This is a genomic window from Cupriavidus sp. FW306-01-F10A (assembly GCF_058782785.1).
In genome coordinates this window covers 16,753-36,322 of the sequence record NZ_JBYSYA010000032.1, presented here as the reverse complement: position 1 = coordinate 36,322, position 19,570 = coordinate 16,753, and the positions used below count along the sequence as shown (strand labels likewise).

At 68.0% G+C, this 19,570-nt stretch carries 18 protein-coding genes and 1 pseudogene; 10 read left to right on the top strand and 9 right to left on the bottom strand.

The window, feature by feature from the left end:
• The first annotated feature begins 4 nt into the window (after window positions 1-4).
• On the top strand, window positions 5-1,147 hold the full coding sequence (locus AC3WLF_RS28880) for a helix-turn-helix transcriptional regulator (protein WP_492351621.1): 1,143 nt from the start codon (window positions 5-7) through the stop codon (window positions 1,145-1,147).
• 16 nt (window positions 1,148-1,163) lie between these two features.
• Here the strand turns inward: AC3WLF_RS28880 and AC3WLF_RS28875 are convergent, their stop codons facing one another.
• Both AC3WLF_RS28875 and AC3WLF_RS28870 read right to left on the bottom strand, forming a co-directional pair.
• The gene (locus AC3WLF_RS28875) at window positions 1,164-2,183 is read right to left on the bottom strand and encodes a Bug family tripartite tricarboxylate transporter substrate binding protein (protein ID WP_492359152.1); all 1,020 of its coding nucleotides are present in this window, start codon (window positions 2,181-2,183) and stop codon (window positions 1,164-1,166) included.
• 144 nt (window positions 2,184-2,327) lie between these two features.
• Window positions 2,328-5,342, bottom strand: coding sequence for an SNF2-related protein (locus AC3WLF_RS28870; protein ID WP_492359151.1), 3,015 nt, complete (start codon window positions 5,340-5,342; stop codon window positions 2,328-2,330).
• Between the two features lie 172 nt (window positions 5,343-5,514).
• On the opposite strand from AC3WLF_RS28870, the gene AC3WLF_RS28865 reads away from it, so the two are divergent.
• The 6 genes from AC3WLF_RS28865 (at window position 5,515) to AC3WLF_RS28840 (ending at window position 10,112) form a co-directional block, all read left to right on the top strand.
• Window positions 5,515-6,435: a branched-chain amino acid transaminase gene (locus tag AC3WLF_RS28865; protein WP_010812204.1), complete on the top strand. Its 921-nt coding sequence runs from the start codon at window positions 5,515-5,517 to the stop codon at window positions 6,433-6,435.
• Window positions 6,436-6,532: 97 nt separating this feature from the next.
• Window positions 6,533-6,727, top strand: a complete 195-nt coding sequence (locus tag AC3WLF_RS28860) for a zinc-finger domain-containing protein (protein WP_010812205.1) — start codon at window positions 6,533-6,535, stop codon at window positions 6,725-6,727.
• Between the two features lie 118 nt (window positions 6,728-6,845).
• On the top strand, window positions 6,846-7,868 hold the full coding sequence (gene waaF, locus AC3WLF_RS28855; RefSeq protein WP_010812206.1) for a lipopolysaccharide heptosyltransferase II: 1,023 nt from the start codon (window positions 6,846-6,848) through the stop codon (window positions 7,866-7,868).
• 31 nt (window positions 7,869-7,899) lie between these two features.
• A complete protein-coding gene (locus AC3WLF_RS28850) occupies window positions 7,900-8,340 on the top strand; it encodes a YybH family protein (protein ID WP_010812207.1) in 441 nt (146 codons plus the stop codon).
• 46 nt (window positions 8,341-8,386) lie between these two features.
• Window positions 8,387-9,481 (top strand): YheT family hydrolase, encoded by a 1,095-nt coding sequence (locus AC3WLF_RS28845; RefSeq protein ID WP_492359150.1) that lies wholly within the window; start codon window positions 8,387-8,389, stop codon window positions 9,479-9,481.
• 40 nt (window positions 9,482-9,521) lie between these two features.
• Window positions 9,522-10,112: a DUF2946 family protein gene (locus tag AC3WLF_RS28840; protein WP_492359149.1), complete on the top strand. Its 591-nt coding sequence runs from the start codon at window positions 9,522-9,524 to the stop codon at window positions 10,110-10,112.
• 9 nt (window positions 10,113-10,121) lie between these two features.
• On the opposite strand, the gene AC3WLF_RS28835 is transcribed toward AC3WLF_RS28840, so the two are convergent.
• Window positions 10,122-11,957, bottom strand: a complete 1,836-nt coding sequence (locus tag AC3WLF_RS28835) for a beta-barrel assembly-enhancing protease (protein ID WP_492359148.1) — start codon at window positions 11,955-11,957, stop codon at window positions 10,122-10,124.
• 97 nt (window positions 11,958-12,054) lie between these two features.
• On the opposite strand from AC3WLF_RS28835, the gene moaC reads away from it, so the two are divergent.
• From moaC to AC3WLF_RS28820, 3 genes are all read left to right on the top strand, one after another.
• Complete coding sequence (gene moaC, locus AC3WLF_RS28830; RefSeq protein ID WP_035816150.1) at window positions 12,055-12,534, top strand: cyclic pyranopterin monophosphate synthase MoaC; 480 nt, start codon at window positions 12,055-12,057, stop codon at window positions 12,532-12,534.
• A gap of 229 nt (window positions 12,535-12,763) precedes the next feature.
• Window positions 12,764-13,198, top strand: a complete 435-nt coding sequence (locus tag AC3WLF_RS28825; protein WP_492351626.1) for a hypothetical protein — start codon at window positions 12,764-12,766, stop codon at window positions 13,196-13,198.
• Window positions 13,199-13,212: 14 nt separating this feature from the next.
• Window positions 13,213-13,728, top strand: coding sequence for a hypothetical protein (locus AC3WLF_RS28820; RefSeq protein ID WP_492351627.1), 516 nt, complete (start codon window positions 13,213-13,215; stop codon window positions 13,726-13,728).
• 1 nt (window position 13,729) lies between these two features.
• On the opposite strand, the gene AC3WLF_RS28815 is transcribed toward AC3WLF_RS28820, so the two are convergent.
• The 6 genes and pseudogenes from AC3WLF_RS28815 to sucC all read right to left on the bottom strand — a co-directional run bounded on the left by AC3WLF_RS28815 (window position 13,730) and on the right by sucC (window position 19,501).
• Entirely contained in the window at window positions 13,730-15,529 is a 1,800-nt protein-coding gene (locus AC3WLF_RS28815; protein WP_492359147.1) for a PglL family O-oligosaccharyltransferase, read from the bottom strand.
• A 111-nt stretch (window positions 15,530-15,640) separates the two neighbouring features.
• Window positions 15,641-15,937 carry a pilin gene (locus AC3WLF_RS28810; RefSeq protein ID WP_492317689.1) on the bottom strand — a complete coding sequence of 99 codons (297 nt, stop codon included), beginning with the start codon at window positions 15,935-15,937 and terminating at the stop codon, window positions 15,641-15,643.
• A gap of 23 nt (window positions 15,938-15,960) precedes the next feature.
• Window positions 15,961-16,105 (bottom strand): annotated as a pseudogene (locus AC3WLF_RS28805) (prepilin-type N-terminal cleavage/methylation domain-containing protein); the annotation flags it as partial.
• A gap of 318 nt (window positions 16,106-16,423) precedes the next feature.
• Window positions 16,424-17,119, bottom strand: a complete 696-nt coding sequence (locus tag AC3WLF_RS28800) for a TerC family protein (RefSeq protein ID WP_058698367.1) — start codon at window positions 17,117-17,119, stop codon at window positions 16,424-16,426.
• 234 nt (window positions 17,120-17,353) lie between these two features.
• Complete coding sequence (sucD, locus tag AC3WLF_RS28795; protein ID WP_492359146.1) at window positions 17,354-18,235, bottom strand: succinate--CoA ligase subunit alpha; 882 nt, start codon at window positions 18,233-18,235, stop codon at window positions 17,354-17,356.
• 99 nt (window positions 18,236-18,334) lie between these two features.
• Window positions 18,335-19,501: an ADP-forming succinate--CoA ligase subunit beta gene (gene sucC, locus AC3WLF_RS28790; protein ID WP_492359145.1), complete on the bottom strand. Its 1,167-nt coding sequence runs from the start codon at window positions 19,499-19,501 to the stop codon at window positions 18,335-18,337.
• Between the last annotated feature and the right edge of the window lie 69 nt (window positions 19,502-19,570).

Below are 19,570 nucleotides of genomic sequence, written 5' to 3'. Positions count from 1 at the left end.
AGCCATGAGCGACACACAGATGCACGACACCATTCGCGCGCTGTACGAGGGGATCTTCGATGCCGATGCCTGGCAGCGCAGCCTGGGCGCGCTGTGCCAGGCCAGCGGCAGCACGCATGCCCATCTGCTGGTGCTCGACACCGTCAACGAGCGCGTGCTGGTGAACCAGGAGGTCAACCCCATGCCGGAGGCGGTGGCCGCCTACAGCGAACAGTACGTAGCCATCGACCCGGCCCTGCCGTTCGCCAGGCGCATGTCGGTGGGCAACTGGTATATCGATTCACGCGAGCTGGGCGCGCAGGCGATGCGCAAGTCGCCCTTCTACGGCGAGTTCCTGCGGCAATTCGAACAGTCATCGGTGATGGCCTGCCTGATCGAGCGCCAGCCGCACTACGACGTGTTCCTGTCGCTGCAGCGCCCGCAGGGCCACGACCACTATTCGCCCGAAGACGCGCGCGCGCTCGACTGGGCCATCCCGCACGTGCGCCATGCGATGGCGCTGCGCGACCGCACCCACCAGGTGTCGGCACTGGCGCATGCGTCGGCGCAACTGATGGAGCGGCTGCCGTTCGGCGTGATCGTGTTCCGCGACGACGGCAAGCCGCTGATGGCCAACAGCATTGGCGAGACCTGGGTGCGCCGGCTGCTGCCGGCGGTGTCGGTCGAAACCCGCGCCGTGGCGCCGCCCGCCATAGCCGTGCGCGAGGAAGCCGACTGGCAGCTGTCGCGCCCGTTTGCCGAGGCGCTGCGGGCGGCATGCAACCCCGCCAACCCGCAGCCGGCGCAGGCGCTGCGCGCGGCTGACAGCGCCGGCCGCCAGGCCCAGGTCGTCCTGCTGCCGCTGCCGCCGGCGCACCATCTGGCGATGGACTGGCAGCGCCCCAGCGTGCTGGTGGCGATCCACGAGCCCGGCACCGCGCCGATGACGCTGCCAGCCGTTTTGCGCGACCTCTACGGCCTCACGCCGGCCGAGACCCGGCTGGCCTTGCAGCTGTCATCGGGCATCGGCCTGCCCGAGGCGTGCGAGCTGATCGGCATCCGGCGCGAGACCGGACGCACCCAACTCAAGGCAATCTTCACCAAGACCGGGACGGGCACGCAGGCGCAACTGGCGCACCTGCTCACGCGGCTGGGGGTACGGATCTGACCGAGGCCAGCGCGCGTCAGTCGATCGACGCGCCCACGGTTTTGACCACCCCCGCCCACTTCTGCCGATCCCCCTTCACCGTAGCCTTGAACTGATCCACGGTCTCGACCCGCGGCGTGTTGCCGGCATCGATCAGCTTCTGGCGGATCGCCGGCGTTTCCAGCGCCACCTTCACCGCATCGTTGACCTTGCGCGCGATCTTCGGATCCAGCCCCTTGGGCCCGAAGAAGCCGAACCAGATGGTGCTGTTGAAGCCGGGCAGGCCGCTCTCGGCAATGGTCGGCACGTCGGGAATCACTTGCACGCGCTGCTTGGTGGTCACGCCCAGCAGGCGCACCTTGCCGGCGCGGTACTGCGGCAGCACGCTCTGCACCTGGTTGAAGATGCAGCAGACCTCGCCCTTCACCACCGCCTGCAGCGCGTCGGGGCCGCCCTTGTAGGGCACGTGGACCATGTCCAGGCCGGCGCGCGCGTTGAACTCGGCAAAGGCCAGGTGCGTGCCGGTGCCGTTGCCGGTGGAGGCGAAGTTGTACTTGCCCGGGTTGGCCTTGACCTTCTCGATAAACTCCTTGACCGACTTCACGTCCAGCACCGCCGGGTTGACGGTCAGCACGTTGGAGACCTCGACCAGCGGCGCGATCGGGGTGAAATCGGCCTCGGCGTCGAACGGCAGGTTCTTGTACAGCGCCGGGTTGATGCCGTGCGTGGCGGCAGTGCCCAGCAGCAGCGTGTAGCCATCCGGCTTGGCATGCGCGACCACCTCGGAGGCCACGTTGCCGCCGGCGCCCGGCCGGTAGTCGTAGATGATGGTGGTCTTCAGCGACTTCTGCAGCGACTCCTGCAGCGTGCGGCCGACGATGTCGACGCCGGAGCCGGCAGCAAAGCCCATCAGGATCGTCACCGGCTGCGTCGGCCACTCCCCTTGCGCGCGGGCGGGCATGCTGACCGTGCTGACGGCAGCGGCGGCGCACAGCGCGGCCAGGCCGGTAGCGGAACGGAAGGACAAGCGCGGAAGCAGGCGGGACGAAATAGGCATGGGGGCACCGTCGGAGAGAGTCAGGACTGAACATGGGGCCGGCCGGGATCTGAGCCTCGGGCCAGCCCCACAAGATAGCAAGGATCCTGCCAAAACCAAACGACCGAGTTCGCTTGAAGGTATGCCATGCGGGCATATGGCCGCTCAGCGCCGCAGCAGGCCTACCAGTTCGTCGATCTCCGGCAAGGGCGCGCCGGTGCCGGCAGCGCCTTCTTCGTCCGCCTCCAGCAGCCCGTCGGCCAGCGCGCGCTTGTCGCGGTGCAGGTCGACGATGCGCTCTTCGATGGTGCCGGCATTGATCAGCCGGTACACCGTCACCGGACGCTGCTGGCCGATGCGGTGCGCGCGGCCCATGGCCTGGTCTTCGGCGGCGGGGTTCCACCAGGGGTCGGCAATGATCACGTAGTCGGCCGCGGTCAGGTTCAGGCCGAAGCCGCCGGCCTTCAGGCTGATCAGGAAGACATCGCCCTCGCCGGCCTGGAAGGCGGCCACGCGGCGGGTGCGCTCGGCCGCGGGGGTGGCGCCGTCCAGGTACTGCAGCGCCAGCCCGGCGCGCTCCAGCCCCTGGCGCAGCAACTGCAGGAAGTCGACAAACTGGCTGAACACCAGGGTCTTGTGGCCGCTCGCGGCAAGCTCGCTGGCCAGCTCGACAAAGGCGCGCACCTTGGCGCCTTCGGACAGCTGGCCGCTGAGTTCCGGCGTGACCAGGCGCGGATCGCACGCGGCGCGCCGCAGCCGCATCAGCTGCGCCAGCACGTGGATGCGCGCCTGGGCCTGGTGCTGGGCCTGCGCCAGGGCGCGCGCGCGGGCCCCGGCAGGCGCGCCTTTGGTGGCCTTGCGTGCCGCTTCCACGCGCGCCAGCGCGGCCTCGGCCTCGGTCTGGGCCTGGCGGCGCAGGGCCTCGTAGTGCGCGGCTTCGACCGGCTCGGGCTCGACCCGGATCACCAGCTCCGTGCGCGGCGGCAGTTCGTCCAGCACCTGCGCCTTGGTCCGGCGCAGCACGAACGGCGCGATCATGCGGCGCAGCCGCTGGCGCGCCTCGCGCATGCCGCCGCGCTCGATCGGGTTGGCAAAGTGTTCGTTGAAGCGGGCCAGCGAGCCCAGCAAACCCGGATTGCAGAACCGCATCACCGACCACAGCTCGGCCAGCCGGTTCTCCACCGGCGTGCCGGTCAGCGCCATGCGGAAGCCCGACGGCAGCGCGAACATGGCCTGCGCCCGCCGCGTGACCGCGTTCTTGAAGGCCTGCGCCTCGTCCGCGACCACGGTATGCCATGCGCGCGCGCAGAACGCCTTGCTGGCCTGCTGCAGCAGCGTGTACGAGACGATCACCAGGTCATGCGGCCCGGCCTGCGCCAGCAGCGTCTCGCGATCGCCCTCGGCATAGACATGGACGTTGAGCGTGGGCGCAAAGCGCCGCGCCTCGGCTGCCCAGTTGCCGCACACCGAAGTCGGCGCGATCACCAGCGCGGCGCCGCCGCCGGCGCGCGCCACCAGCACCGCCAGCGCCTGCAGGGTCTTGCCCAGGCCCATGTCGTCGGCCAGGCAGGCGCCCAGGCCCGAGGCCGCCAGCGTCATGGCCCAGCGGTAGCCGGCCTCCTGGTAGGGCCGCAGCTCAGCCGCCAGCGTGGCAGGCAGCGCGATGTCAGCCTCGCGCGCGGCGCGCAGCCGGGCGATGCGCTGGCGGAAATGCGCATCGGGATCGACGCCGGCGCCGGCCAGCACGTCATCCAGCCACGGCGTCGCCATCTGCGGGACGCGAATGCCGTCGGGCACATGCTCACCGACGCCGGCGAGGTCGCGCAGCCGGCCGCGCAGCGTGCGCGTCAGCGCCACGTAGACGCCCTGCCCCATCGGCACGAAGCGCCCGGCGTGGCTGCCGGTCCAGTCGATCAGCTTGCCCAGCTCCAGCACCAGCCCCTCGGCCACGCGCAGCTCGCCGGCCAGCCGGTACCATGCGCCGCGGCTCTCGATGTGCACGCCCAGCTGCGCCAGGTCGGCCGGCAGCACCCGCAGTTCCTTGCCGCGCGGCCATTCCACGGCCTGCACCGCGGGCAGGCCGGGCAGCGCCTCGACCACCGCGAGCGCGTCCTCCGGATCGTCCAGCATCCAGGTGTATTCGCCGCCCGGCGGCGCCAGCGCCACCAGCTGCGGCAATGCCGCGAAGACCTCGGCCACGCTGGCCAGCTCGGCATCCAGGTCGCGTTGCGTGGCCAGGGTCTCGCCGCGCACCGCGGCCATCAGGCGCTCGCGCCCGGCGCCGGGCGCGAGCCGCGGGCCGAGCGGCCCCAGCGGCGTCACCACCAGCCGCAGCGAAATGCCGCGCCCCGCCAGCCCGCCCAACGGTGCCACCTCGGCGCGCAGGCGCGCGTCAGCCTCCACCGCGCGCGATCCGCCCGCCTGGTCGGCCTGGACCTGGAACTGGCCGGCCAGCGCGCGCAAGGTCTGGTCGAGCTGGGCGTGGCCGTCCTCAGGGATCGCCAGGCCATCGCCGATCAGCCGGGCAGCCTCGAACTGCGCCGGCGTAAAGCGGATCAGCCGCAGCCGGTGCGGGCCGTCGCGCACCACCGTGAGCTGGCGCAGCGCCTCGGCCTCCTGGCGCGCGGCGGCCGGCAGCAAGGCTTCCATCGCCGGCGCCTCGCGCGCCGGCGGGAACATGCGCAGCACGTAGCGGCCGGCGCTGCGCACCGCTTCCAGCGCGGGCGCGTCCTCCACCACCTCCAGCGTCTGCGACGGCGCATGCGCCAGCACCACGCCGGGGTGCCCCACCAGCGCCATCGCCGCGGCGGCGCGGTCGAGCACGTAGCGCCGGTTGTGCGACTGGTCGCGGCGGATGGCGCGGGCCACGCGGGCGTCCCACGGCTCCAGCCGGTCGTCCTCGGCCACGCGCGCCAGCGGCACCGGCCTGGGCTTGCCCCAGCCGCGCGCGCCGCGCACCTGCTCGAGCGGCTCGATCGTGCCGGGCGCGCCGTCGGCATCCAGCGTCAGCGCCCACAGCAGGCGCCTGCCGCCTTCGGCCCCGGCGGCAGGCTCGCTGCCGGCGAGCGCGCGCAGCGCCTCCAGCGCCTGCTGCCAGCCGGTCTGCGGCGCGGACGCGCCGCCGGGGTCGGAAGCCCTGTCAGGCGGGACATCGGGTCCGGGATGTGGGGTCAAAGGCACGGCGAGTGTGGGAATCAAGGCCGCCAGCGCGGCGGCACGGTGCGCGTTACAGGGCAAGAATGCCCGAAAAAGAGGATTCTAGACCGCAGCGGCGCCCGCGCCGCGTTGTGACCCATGTCCCCCGGGCTTACAATGTCGTTTTTGCTATTTCCACGGCGCAGGGAGAACAGACATGTCGATGGCGGATCGCGACGGCAAGATTTGGATGGACGGCAAGCTGATCGAATGGCGCGACGCCAAGATCCACGTGCTGACGCATACGCTGCACTATGGCATGGGCGTGTTCGAGGGCGTACGCGCCTACAAGACCCCCGAAGGGACCGCCATCTTCCGCCTGAAGGAGCACACCCGCCGCCTGTTCAATTCGGCCAAGATCTTCCAGATGGTCATGCCCTTCGACGAGGCCACGCTGGAAGCGGCGCAGCGCGAAGTGGTGCGCGCCAACAAGCTGGAATCCTGCTACATCCGCCCGATCGTGTGGGTCGGCGACGAGAAACTGGGCGTCTCGGCCAAGGGCAACACCATCCACGTGGCAATCGCGGCCTGGCCGTGGGGCGCCTACCTGGGCGAGGAAGGCATGGAGCGCGGCATCCGCGTGAAGACCTCGTCGTTCACGCGCCACCACGTCAACGTGTCGCTGGTGCGCGCCAAGGCGAGCGGCTACTACATCAACTCGATCCTGGCCAACCAGGAAGCCACCGGCCTGGGCTACGACGAAGCGCTGCTGCTCGACACCGAGGGCTATGTCAGCGAAGGCTCGGGCGAGAACGTGTTTATCGTGCGCAACGGCGTGATCTACACGCCGGACCTGGCCTCGTGCCTGGACGGCATCACCCGCGACGCCACCCTGACCATCGCGCGCGACCTGGGCATCGAGGTGCGTGAAAAGCGCATCACCCGCGACGAGATGTATTGCGCCGACGAGGCCTTCTTCACCGGCACCGCCGCCGAAGTGACGCCGATCCGCGAACTGGACGACCGCGTCATCGGCGAAGGCCGCCGCGGCCCGGTGACCAAGCAGATCCAGGACGCGTTCTTTGCCGCCGTGGGCGGCACCAACGAAAAGTACAAGAAGTGGCTGACGCTGGTCTGAGTACCGGCCGCCAGCCCCTGTTGCGCGCGCCCGGCACTGCCGGGCGCGGCACACCCGCTGTTTTCATCGAACAATAAGCATCACTCCCTGCAACACCATGACGCAAACCGCCACCATCATCGAAATCGGCGCTGAAGACATTCCGCTGCATTGCCCGACCGCCAACACCCCGGCATGGAACTACCATCCGCGCGTGTTCCTCGACGTGGCAGACACCGGCGAAGCCAAGTGCCCCTACTGCGGCACCGTCTACAAGCTCAAGCCGGGCACCGTGCTGAAGGGCCACCACTGACCCGAGCCGCCCGCATGCGCACGATCCCGACGCTCCGGGCCGCTTGCAGGCGCCCCGGAGCGTCGGCATTGCCGGCGTCCGCGCCGACGCACCCGTGCCGGCTCCAAGCGCCCCGCCCATGAAGAAAGCCCTCGTCATCGCCCCCAACTGGATCGGCGACGCCCTGATGGCGCAGCCGCTCTTTGCGCTGCTCAAGGCGCGCCATCCGCGCCTGGTCATCGACGCACTCGCGCCCAAGTGGGTCGCGCCCGTGCTCGCGCGCATGCCGGAGATCGGCCGCGTGTTCCCGTCCGACCTCGCGCACGGCAAGCTGCAGCTGTCGGCACGGCTGATGTTCGCGCAGCAGCTCAAGAACGAAGGCTACGACCTCGCCTACGTGCTGCCGAACTCGCTCAAGTCGGCACTGGTCCCCTGGCTGGCCGGCATCCCGCTGCGCATAGGCTACCGCGGCGAAGCCCGCTTCGGCCTGCTCAACGTGCGCCACGCCAACCCGCCGCGCGACAAGCGCCCGCCGATGGTGGAGCACTACGCCCGCCTGGCGCTCAAGCCCGGCGCGCGCCTGCCCGAAGACCTGCCCGAGCCGCGCCTGCGCGTCGACCCGACGCGCATGGCGGCCACCGCCGAGCGCTTTGGCATCGCCCCGCACACGCGCGTGATCGCGTTCTGCCCGGGTGCCGAGTTCGGCCCGGCCAAGCGCTGGCCGGCCGGGCATTTCGCCAGGCTCGCGCAGATGCTGCGGCGTTCCTACCCGTATGCGCAGATGATCACGCTGGGCTCTGCCAAGGACGCCGAGATCGCCGCCGAGATCGTCAGCGAGGCCCCGTTCGTGCGCAACCTTTGCGGCCAGACCTCGCTGGATGATGCCGTGGACCTGCTGGCGCTGTCCGAAGCCGCGGTCTGCAACGACTCCGGCCTGATGCACGTCACCGCGGCGCTGAACCGGCCCCAGGTGGCGGTGTTCGGCTCGAGCGACCCGCGCCACACGCCGCCGTTGTCACAGGCAGCGAGTATCATGTGGCTGCAGCTGGAGTGCAGTCCCTGCTTCAAGCGCGAGTGCCCGCTGGGCCACCTGCGCTGCCTGAAAGAGATCGAACCTGAAATGGTGTTCGTCGAGCTGCGCAAGCTGCTGCACCGGCCCTGACCTCACTGCCCTCGCCACTTCTACTGCCACCATGCCTCGCTTTGCCCGCCTGTTCGATTCCGCCGAAGACATCGTCGAAGCCTTTCGCGAAGCGCTGAAGCTGCGCGACGCAGACGGCGCGCTGCGCCTGTGGCTGGACGAAGACTCGATCACCTGCGTGCTGCCCGACGGCCAGCGCCTGATCGGCCACGAACAGCTGCGCCAGGCCTTCCTGCAACTGCTGGAAGAACAGCCGGTGCTGGTCGATGCAATCGAGACCAGCAGCCATGCGTCGATGGCCGTGTCGATCTTCGACGTGACCGAGGCGCTGCGCTTCGGCGGCGACCGCGTCGAGGCCGACCTGTACGTGCACACCACCTATGTGCTGATGCAGAACCACGAAGGCTGGCGCCTGGCGCATATCCACTGCAGCCCGGCCAACGCGGTGCAGGTTGCCGCCGTGGCCGCCGCGCCGGGGCAGGCGCTGCACTGAACCCGCATGGCCGCCGCGCCGCGGCCTGCTGCAACACCACGCCGGCATGACGCTGCTTCCGCACCACCGCCTTCCCCAGGCCGTCCACGCCGCCCAGGCTGATCCCGCCACGGCGCCCGGCCATGGCTACGGCGAAGGCGTGCCGATGCCCTGGTGGCTGCGCGGCGGCCATGCCCAGACCATCATCCCCGCGCGCTTCACGCGCCGCCCACCGCGCGTGAGCTTCCGCCGCGAGCGCTGGGATACCCCCGACCAGGACTTCATCGACCTCGACTGGACCACCCACCCGGTGCGCCCGGACACGCCGCTGGTGGTGATGTTCCACGGCCTGGAGGGCGATTCCGGCAGCCACTACGCGCAGGCGCTGATGCATGCGCTGTCCCTGCGCGGCTGGCAGGGCGTGGTCCCGCATTTCCGCGGCTGCTCGGGCGAGCTCAACCTGGCGCCGCGCTTCTACCATTCGGGCGATTCGGCCGAGATCCGCTGGGTGCTGGAGCGCATGCGCCAGCGCCATTGCGCCAACGGGCGCAAGCTGCTGGTGGTGGGGATCTCGCTGGGCGGCAACGCACTGCTGCGCTTCCTGGGCGAAGACGGCGCCAGCGCCGCCCACGTGCATGCGGCCGCGGCGATCTCCGCGCCGCTGGACCTGGCTGCCGGCGGCGCGGCGCTATCAGCCGGCTTCAACCTGGTCTACACGCGCATGTTCCTGCAGACGCTCAAGCGCAAGTCGCTGGCCAAGCTGGGGCAGTTCCCGGGGCTGTTCGACCGCGACACGATGCTGGCCAGCCGCGACCTGTACGCCTTCGACAACGTCGTCACCGCGCCGCTGCACGGCTTTGTCGATACCGACGACTACTGGCGCCGCGCCGCCAGCAAACCCGTGCTGCGCGACATCGCCGTGCCCACGCTGGTGCTCAATGCGCGCAACGATCCCTTCCTGCCGGCCCGGCACCTGCCCGGCCCGGCCGACGCCAGCCCCCAGGTATGGCTGGAACAGCCCGAGCACGGCGGCCATGTCGGCTTCATGACCCCGCCCGAGGGCTGGCGCCGGCACCTGCCCCTGCTGCCCGACGGGCGCTTCAGCGGCGACATCGAATGGTTGCCGGCACGGATCCTGAGATTTTTTGACGGCATGATGTGAGGCGGGCGCAGTCCCCCCACGGCCCGCCGAGGAGACAGAGATGGACGAGATCGTCAGGCAAGCCATGGCACGCTGGCCCAACGTGCCCAACGCCTACGGCTGGCTGGCACTGGACCGCCGCGGCCAGTGGCGCCTGCGCAATGAGTACGCCCAGCAGCACGGGCTGTCGGGCGACCCCATCCGCCATGAAGCGCTGATCGGCTTTATCGAACGCAACTACCTGTGCGACGAGCGCGGCGCCTGGTACTTCCAGAACGGCCCGCAGCGGGTGTTCGTATCACTGGGCTATGCGCCGTGGGTCGCGCGGCTGCATGAAGGCGCGTTGCGCACGACCACGCAGCAGCCCTTCACGCTGCAGGCCTGCTACGCCGACGAGCACGGCAACGTGGTGCTGGCCGGCACGGTCGAGGGCATGGCGCAAGGCAGCCCGCCGGCACAGCAGGCCGCCCTGCTGCACGACCACGACCTGGAACTGTTCAGCGGCGCCAGCACCTGGCATGGCGAAGCCTGCGGCACTGACCTGGGCGTATTCCACCATGATGGCCGCGACATCCCGATCGAGCCGATTGCCGAGAGCGAGGTGCCCGGGCGCTTTGGCTTCGTGCGCCAGCCGGCGCCGCCGGCTGGCTGAACGCCTGCCTCAGTTAGGCATGCCCTTGCTGTCCTGCTTGTCCTCGCGGTACTGGCGCTCCAGCTGGTGCAGGCGCGCATCGACCTCGGACAGCGTGTAGAAGTCGCCATCGCCGGCCTTGCGCGCGATCTGCAGTTGCTCGATCGCGGCCTGGTAGGCGCCGTCCATCGCATACTTCTCGGCCAGCGCCTGGTGCTGCTGCAAGCGCTTGCCCTGGCCCGCGTAGGCGCGCGCCAGCAGCTCCCACCATTCGCCGCGGCTGGTCTCCTGGCGCGTGCGTTCGCGCAGGAAGCGCACGGCCTCTTCATAGCGGCCTGAGCCGACCAGGGTGTCGGCATAGGCAATCGCCACCGCATGCGACAGCGGGAACACCTTCATCGACGCGCTGGCCTGGGACAGTGCCTCGGGCACGCGGCCCTGCGCGCGCGCCAGTTCCACCGCCATCACGTCCAGCATGGGGCTGCCCGAGGTGGCGCCGGGGATATTGCCGTAGAGTCGGCGCGCCTCGGCCAACTCCTGCTCGGCGGCCGGGTAGCGGCCCAGCCGCTGCTCGGTAAAGGCAAGGCCGTAGTGCAGCGCCGGAGCGCGCAGTGCCGTTGCTCCCGGCAGTTGCGTGCGCAGCGCCGCGCGCAGGTTCTGCAGGTCGCTGGGCGAAGATTCCTGGATCACGCGGGCCCGCATCCGCGCAAACTCGTATTCAGGCGTGTTGGCGACCTTGCGCTTGCTGGCATGGCTGACGCGGTCCTGCATGTCGGCAATCCGCTCGGAGGTCAGCGGGTGAGTCCGCACATAAGACGGGACCGAGTTTTCCGCGGTCCCCGATGCGCGCTGCAGCCGCATGAAGAAATCGGGCATGCCCTGCGGGTCAAACCCCGCCGCGGTCAGGATCTGGAAGCCGACCCGGTCGGCCTCGCGCTCGGCCCCGCGCGAGAACGACAGCTGGTTGGCGATGGCCGCGCCCTGCCCGCCCATGGCCAGCGCCGCCGCGGCGTCCGGGCTGCGCGTGGCGGCCAGGCCCGCCAGCACCATCGAGGCCAGCGCGATCCACATCGACTGGTCCTGCGAGGTGATGCCGCGCGCGATATGCCGCTGCATCACGTGGCCGATTTCATGGCCCAGCACCGAGGCCAGTTCCGATTCCGTATCGGACTGCACCAGCAGCCCGGTATGCACGCCGATATAGCCGCCCGGCAGCGCAAACGCGTTGATGCTGCGGTCACGCACCGCGAACAGGTCAAAGCCGGTGGCAAAGGTGCCCGCACCGGTCGAGCCGGAGATATTCTGGCGCCGCGCCGCCTGCACCAGCCGGTAGCCCAGCGCATTCAGGTAATCGGACAGCAGCGGATCCGGCACGTACAGCGGGTCGCGGCGGATATCGCGCATGATGCGGTCGCCCAGGCGCTTTTCCATGTCGGGCGACAGCGACGCCGTGGACGGGTCGCCCAGGTCCGGCAGCTGCATGCCGCCGGCCTCCACCACCGCGTTGTTGGTGCGCAGGCCAAACTCGGACTTCTGGCCCGCCTTCACGCTGCGGTTCAGGTTGTCATAGACCTGGTCGCTGGCCTCGCCCGAGATGGCGGGCACCGGCTGTGGGGGCCTGGCAGGCACGGCCGCTGCCGGCGTGGCTGGCGCCGTGGCCGTGCGCGGCGTACCCTGGGGCCAGGCCGGCGCCGCCAACGTCAGCGCCAGCAGCGCCGCCAGCGGCCGCCGCCATGGCGTCCATGCGCCGCCAGCGCGGCAATGGCCGGCGCCTGCGCGATGTGACGCAGAGCCGGCGGGAACAGCGTCCGCCACGGCGCCGGGGCCGCGTGCGGCAGACCTGCGAAGCGATGGGTGTTTTGGCATGTTGCTATGATAGCGGCCTCCCGTGGCCGTTCCCATCGGATGCTTCCCAGGGACGCCGGCGGCCACCAGCACGCAGTTCGCACTGAAGCTCTCGATCATGACCCAGCTCACCCATTTCGATACCGCCGGACAGGCCCACATGGTCGACGTCGGCGACAAGGCCAGCACCCACCGCGTCGCCGTGGCCACCGGCACCATCACCATGCAGCCCGCCACCTTCGCGCTGGTGCGCGACGGCAGCGCCAAGAAAGGCGACGTGATCGGCATCGCCCGCGTGGCAGCGATCATGGCCACCAAGCGCACCGCCGACCTGATCCCGCTATGCCACCCGATCGGCCTGACCAAGGTGGCGGTCGAGTTCGCGCTGGACGAGGCCACCGCCACCGTCGCCTGCACCGTGCGCACCGAAACCCGCGGCCAGACCGGCGTGGAGATGGAAGCGCTGACCGGCGTGCAGGTGGCGCTGCTGACGATCTACGACATGTGCAAGGCAGTGGACCGCGGCATGGTGATCGGCAATGTGAAGTTGCTGGAAAAGCATGGGGGCAAGTCAGGGGATTGGGTCGCGGCCGGCTGACCTCCGCACGTGACGCCTGCAACACGCGCCGCGATGGGCTGTGTCACGATGTCTTACGCCAGGGTCGTTCCCCGGTAATAAAGGTAACGCCGCATTTCCAGCCGGGCCGCCGTGGCGCCGGCGCGGGACAATTTGGTATTCAATATGATTGCAGGCCCCGCGCTGGTTGGGGCCTGCTGACCCTGTCCGTGGCGTGCCATGCGGTGCGCGCGGGGATGAGGTGGATACCATGAACGGGCGCATGCTCTGCCAGATCGCCCTGGCACTCGCGGCCACGGCCGCAAGCGGCGCCGCCCTCGCCGGGCGGGCCGATTTCCCCGATACCGCTTTACACGATAGCGACGCACGCGGCGGCTTCATCAAGACGCGCACAAGCGTCGGCGTGGGCCTCTATTTCGGGCCCGGCGTGTTCTACGGCGGCTACCCGTATGGCTACCCCGCCCCGTACTACTACCCGCCCGCCGTGGTCACCGCACCCGCGGCGCCGCCGCAGTATATCGAACAGGGTCCGAACGGCCCCGTGCCGGTCCCCGGCCCGGACGGCGTAGCGCCGCAGCAGGGCTGGTGGTACCACTGCAACCAGCCCGAAGGCTACTACCCCTATGTGCAGTCCTGCCCCGGCGGCTGGCAACGCATACCGGCACAGCCGCCGGCCAACTTCTGATGCGGGGTGACACCATGCATGCCCTGACCCGCGCCACGCTGGCCGTGGCCACCCTGACCCTCGGCGCCTGCGCCGTGATGCCTGCCGGCCCCAGCGTGATGGTGCTGCCGGGCACCGGCAAGAGCTTCGACCAGTTCCGCGCCGACGACTACAACTGCCGCCAGTTCGCCTTCGGGCGGGTGGGCGGTGTCTCGTCCGCGCAGGCCGCCAACAATGCGGCCGTCGGCAGCGCGGTGGTCGGCACCGCCCTCGGCGCTGCCGCGGGCGCGGCCTTTAATGGCGGTTCGGGTGCGGCGGTGGGTGCAGGCGTCGGCCTGCTGACTGGCGCGGCGGTCGGCGCTGGCAATGCCCAGTACGCGGGTTACGGCACGCAACAGCAATACGATGCCGCCTACGTTCAGTGCATGTACGCCAGCGGCAACCGCGTGCCGGCCCCCGGACGCGTAGCCGCTGCGCCGCCGGCACCTCGGTACTACTACTATCCGCCGCCTCCGCCGCCGGTCTACTACAGCCCGTACCCGTACTACTAGGTCAGTCCCGGGGCCATTCGGAGTACCGACGCGAACGGTCGCCGACCCATGCGCAGAATCCCTGCGGGCGTTGGTCTGCTGCCAGATCGCGGCATGCCTTCGCAATCTCGGCGTATTGCGCAACTTCATCGCCAAGGTAGTACCAGCGCAGCCGTTCCATCCACTGGCGGCCTTGCGCAGGATCGCCGGTCAGCGCCAGCAGCCATGCGGTGCGCGCGATCATGGTCGGCGTAGGCAGCAGGTGGACGGCGGCGATGTGGGCGGGCAACAACTCGGCCGCATTGGCCGGCGTAATCGTGGCCAGGCCGGCAGCATCGGCCTGCGCGTGCTGGCGGAACCAGAAGCGCGGCATCGGCAAGGCGCTGCGGCCTTCGCTGCTGGCGTATTCGCGCGCTTCGGCGCGGCGGTAGTCTTGCCACATGGTGGCCAGCACGATCGCGGCTACCACGACAAACGCGATCGCCAGCCCACGTGCCACTGGCATCGGCACACGCCACCGCCCGAAACCCGACGGCTCCAGCCAGCCGAGCATGAAGCAGAACGGCAGGAAGAAATAGAGATAATGCAGCGGGTATTCGAGCATCGAATGCGCGCACAGCATCGCCAGCCAGGTGAGAACCAGCACGGTCTGCTTGCGCTCTTCGCTATCGCCGTGCCACAAGCGAACGCGAACGACGCGCCATAGCCACGCCAGCAGGATCAGGCCTACGCCGGCGGTGCCGACGATGCCCGTCTTCGCCAGCAGGTCGAGGATCGCGTTGTGGGCGTGCAGGGACATCTCCACCTTCACGCCGACTTGCTGCATTTGCTGGAATTGGGCCCAGCCGAACTCGCCCCAGCCGACGCCGAACCAGGGGTGGGAGCGGAACATTGCCAGCGCGTGGGTCCACAGCGCGCCGCGCGCGGACATCTGGTCTTCGGCTTCGAGTTGGGCGATGGTGTCGAACAGGCGCCAGTCGAAGGCTTGCCCTGCTGCGCGGATTGCGGGTTGCAGGATCAGTAGCATTGCCACCATCGCTACTGCTGCGACGAGCAGACCGACTGGTCGCTGCATTGGATCCGAGTCACGTCGAGCGCCTCGCGCCAGCCATGCCGCGACCAGTGCATAGACCGCAGCCAGGCCAACATGCAGCACGCCGGTTCGCGAACCGGACAGCACAATGCCGCCCTCCAGCAAGGCCACCGCCGCGAGCCACATCGGGAAACGCAAGCGGCCCCGCGAGGCCAGCCATACTGACGCCACCAACGCCAGGCCTTCGACGGTGGCCTGGTGGTTGGGTTGGTTCAGGTTGCCCCAGAGGCGGCGGTTATTGTCGTAGAAGTAGGTGGAGACGAGGCCGAAGGCGCGGGGTTCGAGGTGGAAGAGTTGCACCCATTGCGTGAGGGTGCCCAGCAGGCCGGCGATGAGGAAGGCCGTGGCGAGGGCATCGCCGATATACAATGTCCCTGAATCTCGCGTGTTTCGGCACGACCAGGCCGCACAGGCCACCACTGCGCCGAGGAGCAGTGTGAGGATGGTGATCAGGCGGCTGCCAGTGGTGTCAGCATACCCGAATGCATCCTGCACCAGGCTTACAGCGACTAGCCAGAGGCAAAGCAGAAGCACCCAAGGCAGTCGTATAGAGGGGGAGGTAGCAGAACAGCGAACAGCATAAATCGCCAGCACTGCCGCGGCACAGAGCGCGGCTGTCCATTCGCCATAGAAGGTGGCCAGTGGCAGGGTGTGGCGGGAGACCAGCAGCGCGCAAACTATAGCTGTGCCAAGGGAAGCCGACGAAAGGAAGAACTTGGACAGGGGCATTTGGGCGCCTGGTTAAAGGGAAAGGCGCATGATAGCCGTGGTACAGGCGAAGAAAAAGCGCCCGAAGGCGCTTCCCAAAGCAATATCACAAGGCGCTTGGCCCTGTAACCATCAGGAGCAACCGGTCGGCTTGTACGCCGCAGCGCCGAAGCCTGTAGTCGTGCAGTTGTACAGGCCAGTAGCAGTCCGAACGAGCTGAATAGTAGGAGCGGCACCGATCCGACCCGGGGAAGAGATCGTGCACTGAATTGCGGGGTTCGCAGCCGGTGTCGAACCATCGGCAATGGGCGCATTAATCGCAATGGTGGTGCAGTTACCCGACGAAACCCCGAGTCCAATGTCGCCAGGAACAGCCAGCGCCGTGCTATTGACTACCCCGAGTTCATAGTTGGTCTTACCACCCGCAATATCTGCATAAGCCGCTGCAGCCTTGCTCTTTGCAACGTAATCCTGGTATGCGGGAATTGCAATTGCCGCCAAAATACCAATGATCGCCACCACGATCATCAGTTCAATCAGCGTAAAGCCCTTCTGAACCCGACGGCCCAGTTTCTTCAGTTGTTGTACCCGTTGCATGATTTGACCCCTCGAAGAGATTTTGGTTGAGCGTTGCACGTCTTCGGTTTCGTGACGCGGGGACCATTGAGCAGTAAGCGTGCCAGCGGCATCCCCCATCCGCAGGGGGTGAAAAGCGACAAATTTCGTCACCCGTCAGGGGGATGCATGCCGTATGCGCCAAAATTTGTCACTTGCGCTCGCTACCACGGCGCGAAGCGACAAAATGTGCGATCACTCACATGAGTTAGTTGGCCAAGGCACCGACGACCGCCTTGCCGGCGCGCCAACGAAAAAGGGCGGCCAGCTGGCCGCCCTTCTCGCCTGGGAGGAACCTCGTCAGGCGGCCTGCGCCGACCGGCGGCTCAGCAGCTTGCCCATGATCACCACCAGGATCGCGCCGGCGGCGCCGAATACCAGGTGGGCGTGCGGCACGTGGACTTCGAACCAGGCGGCGTCGACCGGGTCGCTGACCAGCATTTCACCGGCCAGGTAGCCCAGCAGCGCGGCGCCCAGCACGATGATGACCGGGAAGCGCTCCATGACCTTGAGCAGCAGCGTGCTGCCGAACACGATCAGCGGGATCGACAGGCCCAGGCCGATGATCAGCAGCATCAGCTGGCTGCCCTCAGGGCCCTTCTGCGCGGCGGCGGCCACGGCCACCACGTTGTCGAGCGACATCACCAGGTCCGCGATCAGGATGGTGCGGATCGCGGCCCAGATATTGTCCTTGCCGTCGTGGCCTTCCTCGTCGTCATCGCCGGTCAGCAGTTGCACGCCGATGTAGACCAGCAGCACGGCGCCGACGATCTTCAGGTACGGCAGGCTCAGCAGCTTGACCGCGGCCACGGTCAGCACCACGCGCATGATGATGGCGGCGGCGCTGCCCCAGAAGATGGCTTTCTTCTGCTGGGCGGGCGGCAGGTTGCGCGAGGCGAGCGCGATCACCACCGCGTTGTCGCCGGACAGGACGATATTGGTCAGGATGATCGATCCCAACGCAATCCAGAAAGTGGTGGAAGACAGCAGTTCCACGGGAGGGCTCCTCGAATTTTATAGGTGGCACACCCGTCATCTGACGGGATTTCGGATGTCTCGAAACACGGACATGACTGTTTACCGCACGAACCTTTCGATTAGATTTCAATCTTGTAATGTTTCGTGCCGGAAGCCACGCCGAACCGTCCTCCAGAACGACAATGCCCCCGCACGGGCGGGGGCATTGTCTGGTTCTTCATCCCCGCGCTAGCGGGAATGAGGAGGTACAACTTACAGCATTGCCTTCAGCAGGCGGCCCATCTCCGACGGGTTCTTGGTCACCTTGATACCGCAGGCTTCCATGATTTCCAGCTTGGCCTGGGCGGTATCGGCACCGCCCGAGATCAGCGCGCCGGCGTGGCCCATGCGCTTGCCCGGAGGCGCGGTCACGCCAGCGATGAAGCCAACCACCGGCTTCTTCATGTTGTCCTTGATCCAGTTGGCCGCGTTGGCTTCGTCCGGACCGCCGATCTCACCGATCATGACCACGGCGTCCGTTTCCGGATCGTCGTTGAACATCTTCATCACGTCGATGTGCTTCAGGCCGTTGATGGGGTCGCCACCGATGCCGACAGCCGACGACTGGCCCAGGCCCAGCGCGGTCAGCTGGCCCACGGCTTCGTACGTCAGCGTGCCCGAGCGCGACACCACGCCGATGCGGCCTTTCTTGTGGATATGGCCCGGCATGATGCCGATCTTGATTTCGTCCGGCGTGATCAGGCCCGGGCAGTTCGGTCCCAGCAGCAGGGTCTTCTTGTTCTCGCGGCGCATGCGGTCCTTGACTTCCATCATGTCGCGCACGGGGATGCCTTCGGTGATGCAGACCACCAGGTCCAGGTCGGCCTCAACGGCTTCCCAGATCGCGGCAGCAGCGCCTGCGGGCGGCACGTAGATGACCGACACGGTGGCGCCGGTCTGGGCCTTGGCGTCCTTGACGCTGGCGTAGATGGGAATGCCTTCGAAGTCTTCGCCGGCCTTCTTCGGGTTCACGCCTGCTACGAAGGCGTTCTTGCCGTTGGCGTAGTCGCGGCAGCCACGGGTGTGGAACTGGCCGGTCTTGCCGGTGATGCCCTGGGTGATGACCTTGGTGTCTTTGTTGATCAGAATCGACATGCTGTAATCCTTTGCTTGGCTACGAGCGGCGCGCACAGGGGCTCAAGGGAGCGCCTGCGCACCGCTCGCGTTCGCGTATGGTTGCGTTCGTGCGACGGCTTACTTGCCAGCGGCAGCGGCCACCACCTTCTGGGCGGCTTCTTCCATCGTGTCGGCCGAGATGATGGGCAGGCCCGAGTCGGCCAGCATCTTCTTGCCGAGGTCTTCGTTGGTGCCCTTCATGCGCACGACCAGCGGCACCGTCAGGTGCACGGCCTTGGAAGCGGAGATCACGCCTTCGGCGATCACGTCGCAACGCATGATGCCGCCGAAGATGTTGACCAGGATGGCCTCCACGTTCGGGTTGCTCAGCATCAGCTTGAAGGCTTCGGTCACCTTCTCGGTGGTGGCACCGCCGCCCACGTCGAGGAAGTTGGCCGGCTCGCCGCCGAACAGCTTGATGGTGTCCATGGTGGCCATGGCCAGGCCGGCGCCGTTCACCAGGCAGCCGATGTTGCCGTCCAGCGAGATGTAGGCCAGGTCGAACTTCGAGGCTTCGATTTCGTTGGCGTCTTCTTCATCCAGGTCGCGGTAGGCGACGATTTCCGGGTGACGGAACAGCGCGTTCGAGTCGAAGTTGAACTTGGCGTCCAGCGCGATGACCTTGCCGTCGCCGGTCAGGATCAGCGGGTTGATTTCGGCCAGCGAAGCGTCGGTTTCATAGAACGCCTTGTACAGGCCTTGCAGGGCCTGGCGGGCTTGCGCCACGCTCGCGTCGGGCACGCCGATCTTGCGGGCGATGTCGTCGGCTTCAGCGTCGGTCAGGCCGATCGACGGCTCGATGATCAGGGTGTGGATCTTTTCCGGGCTGTGGGCAGCGACTTCTTCGATGTCCATGCCGCCTTCGCTCGAGGCCATCAGCGCGACCTTCTGCGAAACACGGTCCACCACCAGCGAAACGTACAGTTCCTTCTTGATGTCGGCGCCTTCTTCGATCAGCAGGCGGTTGACCTTCTTGCCTTCCGGGCCGGTCTGGTGCGTGACCAGCTGCATGCCCAGGATGTTCGAGGCGTAGGTCTTGACGTCGTCGATGCTCTTGGCAACCTTCACGCCGCCGCCCTTGCCGCGGCCACCCGCATGAATCTGGGCCTTGACGACCCACACCGGGCCGCCGAGCGTTTCTGCGGCCTTCAGGGCCTCGTCAACCGAAAACGCGGGGATGCCGCGCGGAACCGGCACATTGTATTTGCGCAGGATTTCCTTGCCTTGATACTCATGGATATTCATGCGTGTTTCCTTTCGGGTAGGCGTAAAAGGTAGAAGGGAAGAATCTGAAAGAAGACGAACTCTCTCGTC

What these genes read in the sequence shown, in the direction of transcription:
- AC3WLF_RS28880 (WP_492351621.1), top strand. Translation starts at nt 5, where the DNA reads ATGAGCGACACACAGATGCACGACACCATTCGCGCGCTGTACGAGGGG.
- AC3WLF_RS28875 (WP_492359152.1), bottom strand. Translation starts at nt 2,183, where the DNA reads ATGCCTATTTCGTCCCGCCTGCTTCCGCGCTTGTCCTTCCGTTCCGCT.
- AC3WLF_RS28865 (WP_010812204.1), top strand. Translation starts at nt 5,515, where the DNA reads ATGTCGATGGCGGATCGCGACGGCAAGATTTGGATGGACGGCAAGCTG.
- AC3WLF_RS28860 (WP_010812205.1), top strand. Translation starts at nt 6,533, where the DNA reads ATGACGCAAACCGCCACCATCATCGAAATCGGCGCTGAAGACATTCCG.
- waaF (WP_010812206.1), top strand. Translation starts at nt 6,846, where the DNA reads ATGAAGAAAGCCCTCGTCATCGCCCCCAACTGGATCGGCGACGCCCTG.
- AC3WLF_RS28850 (WP_010812207.1), top strand. Translation starts at nt 7,900, where the DNA reads ATGCCTCGCTTTGCCCGCCTGTTCGATTCCGCCGAAGACATCGTCGAA.
- AC3WLF_RS28845 (WP_492359150.1), top strand. Translation starts at nt 8,387, where the DNA reads ATGACGCTGCTTCCGCACCACCGCCTTCCCCAGGCCGTCCACGCCGCC.
- AC3WLF_RS28840 (WP_492359149.1), top strand. Translation starts at nt 9,522, where the DNA reads ATGGACGAGATCGTCAGGCAAGCCATGGCACGCTGGCCCAACGTGCCC.
- AC3WLF_RS28835 (WP_492359148.1), bottom strand. Translation starts at nt 11,957, where the DNA reads ATGCCAAAACACCCATCGCTTCGCAGGTCTGCCGCACGCGGCCCCGGC.
- moaC (WP_035816150.1), top strand. Translation starts at nt 12,055, where the DNA reads ATGACCCAGCTCACCCATTTCGATACCGCCGGACAGGCCCACATGGTC.
- AC3WLF_RS28825 (WP_492351626.1), top strand. Translation starts at nt 12,764, where the DNA reads ATGAACGGGCGCATGCTCTGCCAGATCGCCCTGGCACTCGCGGCCACG.
- AC3WLF_RS28820 (WP_492351627.1), top strand. Translation starts at nt 13,213, where the DNA reads ATGCATGCCCTGACCCGCGCCACGCTGGCCGTGGCCACCCTGACCCTC.
- AC3WLF_RS28815 (WP_492359147.1), bottom strand. Translation starts at nt 15,529, where the DNA reads ATGCCCCTGTCCAAGTTCTTCCTTTCGTCGGCTTCCCTTGGCACAGCT.
- sucD (WP_492359146.1), bottom strand. Translation starts at nt 18,235, where the DNA reads ATGTCGATTCTGATCAACAAAGACACCAAGGTCATCACCCAGGGCATC.
- sucC (WP_492359145.1), bottom strand. Translation starts at nt 19,501, where the DNA reads ATGAATATCCATGAGTATCAAGGCAAGGAAATCCTGCGCAAATACAAT.